Below are 5,410 nucleotides of genomic sequence, written 5' to 3'. Positions count from 1 at the left end.
GCCGCTGCCGGCAGCGGGCGGCACCGCGGCGCCGGGCATGCGCGCCGCGCGCCGCGTGCCCGGGTCGACATTGGTGCTGCGCGCCACGTAGGGCAGATAGATCAGGCCGGGCAGCACCCCGGCGTGGGTCAGCAGGACATTGGCCCGTTCCACCATCTCGCCGTAGCGCGCCAGCACCTGTCGTTCGAAGGCGCGATACAGCGCCAATTGCGTGTCCAGGCCAAGGCCCAGCGCTTCGCCGGCGGTGCGCAGCAGCCGGCACAGCGCGTGCGGTCCCAGCGGCAGTTGCTCGATCTCGAAGGCGGGTCGCGCCGCCAGCACGCCGAAGCGCTGGCCGAGCAACTGCAAAGGGATATTGCAGCGGATCGCCTCGCGGCGGGCGATCTCGTGCAGCACGATGTCGCGGTCGATATCCACGTCGGCGACCAGGGTCAGCATCTGCCCGGCACCTGCCTTGGTTACTCGCGGCGCGGCGGCCGTCGCCAAGGGGCTGCGGATCCTGGCAAGCCCGGCTTCCAGCTGCGCCTGGTAGAACGGCGCCAGGCGCCCGCGCTGCGTGCGCACGCGTTGCGCCTCCTGGAACAGGTCCTGTTGCACCTGGCCATTGCGGGCGCGCCCGGCCTGCTCGAGCAGGTCCTGCTCCAGCTCGTCCAGGGTCGCCTGCAGCGGCAGTTCCAGGGCCTGCCACAGCAGGCTGTTCAAGGCCAGCAGGATGTCGCGCACGCGCGCCGGCAGGGCGGCGCTGGCAAGCGTCGCTGGCGGGGCCGACATGGTCGCAGACAGGGGCATCCTGTGATCGCCGTTATACTTTTCTGCGCGGTATGTAGCACGATCCGCCGCCGCAACCAAGGCGGCGGCGCGGCTCAGGGCAGGAACAGGGCGATCACGTCGTTGGTGAACCGCCGTCCCAGCTCGGTCGGGACGGCGTGGCCGGCGTCCACCCGCAGCCAGTCGCGGGCCTGCGCGGTGGCCAGGGCCGGGGCGATCGCCTGCGCCGGCCGGCCGGTGCGCGCGCTGAAGTCGCGCAGCGCGAAGCCGTCGTTGAGGCGCAGGGCGTTGAGCATGTACTCGAACGGGCGCCGCTCCGGCGCGATCCACTCGTCGCCGCCGATCGCCGCCGGCGTCCCCGCCGCGTCCAGGAACGCCTGCGGATGCTTGTGCTTCCAGCGCCGCAGGATGTTCTGCTCGGCGCCGGAGCTGATCTTGCCGTGCGCGCCGGCACCGATGCCGAGATAGTCGCCGAAGGTCCAGTAGTTGAGGTTGTGCGCGCAGCGGTAGCCGGCGCGCGCATAGGCGCTGACCTCGTACTGCGCGTAGCCGGCCTCGGCCAGCAGCGCCTGGCAGCGCTCCTGCATGTCCCAGGCGTCGTCGTCCTCGGGCATGCCCTGCGGCGGTCGCGCGGCGAACACGGTGTTCGGTTCCAGGGTGAGCTGGTAGTGGCTCATGTGGGTCGGCTGCAGCGCCAGCGCCCGCGCGATGTCGCGCTCGGCCTCGGCCAGGGTCTGCTGCGGCAGCGCGTACATCAGGTCCAGGTTGACATTGGCGTAGCCGGCGTCCTGCGCCAGCTTCACCGCGCGCTCGGCCTCGGCGCCGTCGTGGATGCGGCCCAGCCGCTGCAGGGCCGCGTCGTCGAAGCTCTGGATGCCGAAGCTGAGGCGATTGACCCCGGCCGCCAGGTAGCGGTCGAAGCGGCCATGCTCGGCGGTGCCGGGGTTGGTCTCCAGGGTAATCTCCAGGCCTGGCGCGAAGCGCAGCCGGGCGCTGGCCGCCTGCAGGAAGCGGTCGATCGCCTCGGGCGGGAACAGACTGGGCGTGCCGCCGCCGAAGAACACGCTGTTGACCACACGGCCCCAGACCAGCGGCAGATCCTGGTCCAGGTCGCGGATCAGCGCATCAACGTAGCTGTCGAACGGCAGCGCGCCCTTGGCCGCATGCGAATTGAAATCGCAGTACGGGCATTTGCGCACGCACCACGGCAGGTGCACGTAGAGCGACAGCGGTGGCGGCACCAGCGCCGGGGTGTTGGCGTGCGCGGACGGATCCGGGCAGGCGGTGCCGGGCGGATGCTGGCAATGGTCGTGGGCGTGCGGCATGGCGGGCGGGAATCTGGAAACGGAGATGCGGGCGGTGCGGGCACCGGAGGGGTCAGGGCTTGGCGCAGCGGCGCAGGGCAGTCTGCGCGCGCCGCGGTGTCCTGACTGGCCCGGTGCCTGCGCGCGGTGCGGTCACTCGGCGGGATGCGCCGCAAGATGGTCCGCCAGGCGCTGCTTGAGCTGCTGCAGGGCGAGGGCGCGGTGGCTGATGCGGTTCTTCAGCGCCAGCGGCATCTCGGCGGCGGTCTGGCCGTGGTCCGGGTCCAGGAACACCGGGTCGTAACCATGCCCGCCGGTGCCGGCACGCGCATGCGCGATGCGGCCGCGCCAGCGGCCTTCCACCAGCAGCGGCTGCGGATCCTCGGCATGCCGCAGCAGCACCAGCACGCAGTAGAAATGCGCGCCGCGCTGCGCGTCGGGGACCTCGCGCAGCGCGTCCAGCAGCTTGTCGATGTTGGCCTGCGCATTGCCATGCTCGCCGGCGTAACGCGCCGAGTACAGCCCCGGTGCGCCATGCAGCGCGTCCACGCAGATGCCGGAGTCGTCGGCCAGCGCCGGCAGGCCGGTGGCGCGGGCGGCATGGCGCGCCTTGAGTAGCGCGTTCTCGACGAAGGTCAAGCCGGTTTCGTCGGCATCGCTGACGCCGAGCGTGGATTGCGCGATCAACTCGACCCCCACGTCGTCGAGCAGGGCATGCAGTTCTTCGAGTTTGCCGGCGTTGCTGCTGGCCAGGACCAGTTTCATGCGATGGGCTCCAGCAGATCCCAGGTGTTGCCGTACAGATCGCGGAACACCGCGACCGTGGCGTAGGGTTCGTGGCGAGGGGCTTCCAGGAATTCCACACCAGCGGCCAGCATCGCCGCATGGTCGCGCTGGAAGTCGTCGGTGTGCAGGAAGAAGCCGACGCGGCCGCCGGTCTGGTCGCCGATGCGGCTGCGCTGCGCGTCGTCGCTGGCGCGCGCCAGCAGCAGCGCCGCACCGCGCGCATCGCCGGGCCCGACCACGACCCAGCGCTTGTGGCCCTGGTCCACGTCCTCCAGCACCTGGAAGCCCAGCTTGCCGGTGTACCAGGCGATGGCCTCGTCGTAGTCGGCCACCACCAGGGTGACCAGGGCCAGGCGCCGGTTCATTGCGCCAGGGCGGCGCGCTGTGCCGCCAGCAGTTCGCCGATGCCGCGCTCGGCCAGGCCGAGCAGCGCGTCCAGTTCGTCGCGGCGGAAGGCGTGGCCCTCGGCGGTGCCCTGCAGCTCGATGAAGCCGCCGCCATCGTTCATCACCACGTTCATGTCGGTGTCGCAGTCGCTGTCCTCGGCGTAGTCCAGGTCCAGCACCGGCATGCCGCGGTACACGCCGACCGAGACCGCGGCGACCGCGCCCAGCACCACCGGCTTCTTCAGGTCGCCGCGCTTCTGCAGCCAGTTCACCGCATCCACCAGCGCCACGTAGGCGCCGGTGATGGCGGCGGTGCGGGTGCCGCCGTCGGCCTGCAGCACGTCGCAGTCCAGGGTGATGGTGCGCTCGCCCAGCGCGGTACGGTCGACGCAGGCGCGCAGCGCGCGGCCGATCAGACGCTGGATCTCCAGCGTGCGTCCGCCCTGCTTGCCGCGCGCGGCCTCGCGATCGGAACGCGAGTGGGTGGCGCGCGGCAGCATGCCGTATTCGGCGGTGACCCAGCCTTCGCCCTTGCCGCGCAGGAAGCCCGGCACGCGGTTCTCGACGCTGGCGTTGCACAGCACGCGGGTGTCGCCGAAGCTGACCAGGACCGAGCCTTCGGCATGGCGGGTGAAGGCGCGTTCGATGCGGACCGGGCGCAACTGATCGGCCGTGCGGCCGCTGGGACGGGAGAAGGACATGCAGGGGTTCCGGGAAGGGCGGGGCCGTGCGCGGCCTGTGACCGCGTCGGTGAGGCAGGAAAGGGCGCTAGGTTAACATTCGCCCCCTGTCCGCACCGGAACACCGCATGATCCGCAGCATGACCGCCTATGCCGGCGCCGAGCGCATCACTCCCTGGGGCACGCTGGGATGCGAGCTGCGCTCGGTCAACCACCGTTTCCTGGAAGTCGGCGTGCGCCTGCCGGAGGAACTGCGCGCGCTGGAGCCGCAACTGCGCGAACGCGTGGCCGCGCGGATCAGCCGCGGCAAGCTCGACCTGATGCTGCGCCTGCGCGCGCCGGAGGCAGCGCAGACCCTGGCGGTGAACGAGGCCCTGGTCGAGCAGTTGGGTGTGCTTGCGCAACGACTGGGAGTGCGTTTCCCGCAGATGCAGGTGCAGTTCGTCGACCTGCTGCAGCTGCCCGGCGTGCTGCAGGGGCAGACGGCCGATCCGGCGGCGCTGCAGGCGCAGGCGCTGGAACTGCTGGACGAGGTGCTGGCCGAGTTCGTCGCCGCGCGCGAGCGCGAGGGCGGCAAGCTGGCCACGGCCATCGTCGAGCGCGTCGATGCGGTGGAACGCATCGCCGGCGAGGTGCGCACGCTGATCCCCGCCATCCGCGACGGCCAGCGCGCCAAGCTGGCGGCGCGCCTGGCCGATCTGCCGCATCCGGTCGATCCCGGCCGCGCCGAGCAGGAACTGGTGCTGTGGCTGCAGAAGCTCGATGTGGATGAGGAACTGGACCGGCTCGGCAGCCACATCAAGGAACTGCGCCGCGTCCTGCGCCAGCCGGAACCGGCGGGCCGGCGCCTGGACTTCCTGCTGCAGGAGTTCAACCGCGAGGCCAACACCCTGGGCTCGAAGTCGGTGGACAGCCGCACCTCCAACGCCGCGGTGGAACTGAAGGTGCTGATCGACCAGATCCGCGAGCAGGTGCAGAACCTGGAGTAACCGGCGCGGGTTCGGTCGGCGCGGGTACGACCATCGCGCTCAGCGCAGGAAGAACTCCACCGGCACCACCACCTGCACCGCATCGCCGGACATCTCTGCCGGCGGCGGTGGCAGCGGCTCGGCGCGCCGTACCGTGGCCAGCGCTTCGGCGTCCAGCGTGTCGTGGCCGCTGCTGCGGACCAGGCGCAGGTCGCCGGCATGGCCGCCGTGGTCCACTGCGAAACCCACGTGCGCCACGCCTTCCTGCCTGCGTCGCTGCGCCGCTCGCGGATAGCGTTTGTAGCGTTGCAGGTGGCCCAGCAGTTGCGCCTGCCAGGTCACGCGCGCCTGTGGCGTGGTCCCGGCCAGCGACTGCGGCGCAGCGTAGCGCTCCGCAGGTGGCGCGACGATGCCGGGTGGCGCGCTGGCCTGCGCGGCGGCCGACTCCTGCGGCGTGTCCTGTTGCGCGAGCAGCGGCGTTGGCGGCGATTGCGCTTGCGCCGGCACCGGGGCGGTCG

The 5,410-nt window shown here is 71.5% G+C and carries 7 protein-coding genes; 1 reads left to right on the top strand and 6 read right to left on the bottom strand.

Translation table 11 applies throughout. The features are described 5' to 3' along the window. The 5 genes from D183_RS0102720 to rph form a co-directional block, all read right to left on the bottom strand. On the bottom strand, positions 1-789 hold a 789-nt coding region (locus D183_RS0102720; RefSeq protein ID WP_157835162.1), incomplete at its 3' end, for a DUF1631 family protein. 74 nt (positions 790-863) lie between these two features. Continuing rightward, positions 864-2,093: a radical SAM family heme chaperone HemW gene (gene hemW, locus D183_RS0102715; protein WP_017907635.1), complete on the bottom strand. Its 1,230-nt coding sequence runs from the start codon at positions 2,091-2,093 to the stop codon at positions 864-866. 132 nt (positions 2,094-2,225) lie between these two features. Further along, complete coding sequence (gene rdgB, locus D183_RS0102710) at positions 2,226-2,837, bottom strand: RdgB/HAM1 family non-canonical purine NTP pyrophosphatase (protein ID WP_017907634.1); 612 nt, start codon at positions 2,835-2,837, stop codon at positions 2,226-2,228. Next, positions 2,834-3,223, bottom strand: a complete 390-nt coding sequence (locus D183_RS0102705; RefSeq protein WP_017907633.1) for a VOC family protein — start codon at positions 3,221-3,223, stop codon at positions 2,834-2,836. The genes rdgB and D183_RS0102705 overlap by 4 nt, the downstream gene beginning before the upstream one ends. Further along, a complete protein-coding gene (gene rph / locus D183_RS0102700; RefSeq protein ID WP_017907632.1) occupies positions 3,220-3,945 on the bottom strand; it encodes a ribonuclease PH in 726 nt (241 codons plus the stop codon). Before rph ends, D183_RS0102705 begins: the two co-directional genes overlap by 4 nt. Positions 3,946-4,052: 107 nt before the next feature. Between rph and D183_RS0102695 the strand changes: the two genes are divergently transcribed. After that, positions 4,053-4,913 carry a YicC/YloC family endoribonuclease gene (locus D183_RS0102695; RefSeq protein ID WP_017907631.1) on the top strand — a complete coding sequence of 287 codons (861 nt, stop codon included), beginning with the start codon at positions 4,053-4,055 and terminating at the stop codon, positions 4,911-4,913. 39 nt (positions 4,914-4,952) lie between these two features. On the opposite strand, the gene D183_RS0102690 is transcribed toward D183_RS0102695, so the two are convergent. After that, on the bottom strand, positions 4,953-5,410 hold a 458-nt coding region (locus D183_RS0102690; protein ID WP_017907630.1), incomplete at its 5' end, for an energy transducer TonB.

The organism is Xanthomonas sp. SHU 199 (assembly GCF_000364665.1).
GTDB classification, from domain to species: Bacteria; Pseudomonadota; Gammaproteobacteria; order Xanthomonadales; family Xanthomonadaceae; genus Xanthomonas_A; species Xanthomonas_A sontii.
The sequence above is the reverse complement of the archived record's forward strand: the minus strand, read 5'-3'. Positions and strand labels throughout refer to the sequence as shown.

What these genes read in the sequence shown, in the direction of transcription:
- rph (WP_017907632.1), bottom strand. Translation starts at nt 3,945, where the DNA reads ATGTCCTTCTCCCGTCCCAGCGGCCGCACGGCCGATCAGTTGCGCCCG.
- D183_RS0102705 (WP_017907633.1), bottom strand. Translation starts at nt 3,223, where the DNA reads ATGAACCGGCGCCTGGCCCTGGTCACCCTGGTGGTGGCCGACTACGAC.
- D183_RS0102695 (WP_017907631.1), top strand. Translation starts at nt 4,053, where the DNA reads ATGATCCGCAGCATGACCGCCTATGCCGGCGCCGAGCGCATCACTCCC.
- hemW (WP_017907635.1), bottom strand. Translation starts at nt 2,093, where the DNA reads ATGCCGCACGCCCACGACCATTGCCAGCATCCGCCCGGCACCGCCTGC.
- rdgB (WP_017907634.1), bottom strand. Translation starts at nt 2,837, where the DNA reads ATGAAACTGGTCCTGGCCAGCAGCAACGCCGGCAAACTCGAAGAACTG.